We start from the raw sequence: 614 nt of genomic DNA, 5'->3' as shown, positions 1-614 counted from the left end.
CAAAAGAGGATACTTACAGACAATAATATTAGTGTTATATATAGTGAAAAAATTTCTGGTCGCAAAGATAATCGACCTGAATTTAAAAAGGCTTTAACATATTGTAAAAGGCTGTCAAAGCAAGGGTATAAAGTAACGTTTGTGGTTGTTAAGTTAGATAGAGTATCACGTAAGATGTCTTCATTATTAAGTATTCTCGAAGACCTAAAAGCTAACAATATAGCCTTTAAATCGTTGAAAGATGATATTGATACCTCAACACCAACGGGTGTTCTGATGATGCAATTGTTGGCTATGTTCAGTGAGTTTGAAGTTAATACTTTACGTGAGCGTACTAGAGAGGGACTGCGACAAGCTAAATTGGATGGCAAAATGTTGGGAAGACCTGCACTAGACAATAAGGTAAAGGATAAGATAGCTAAGTTATACTGCAACCCCGATATTACCGTATCTCAGGTAGCCTCTATGTGCAATGTCTCAGACCGTACTGTATATAAGATTGCGAAAGAAAGGAAATTATCTCGATTATTTGTTAAAGGCTCTTCATTTCATGATTAGTTTGATGTTATACTATTCTCATAAATTTAATGATATTTTATGCGCTGAACGACCGT

General features: G+C 34.9%; 1 protein-coding gene. It reads left to right on the top strand.

Annotated elements, in window-relative coordinates:
* Positions 1-558 (top strand): recombinase family protein (locus ACYT32_RS12365; protein ID WP_395266474.1); only part of this gene is annotated, 558 nt, incomplete at its 5' end.
* Positions 559-614 lie beyond the last annotated feature (56 nt).

It is taken from the genome of Companilactobacillus sp. FL22-3, assembly GCF_054881455.1.
Note: the sequence above shows the minus strand (reverse complement) of the source record. Positions and strands in the feature narration are given on the sequence as shown.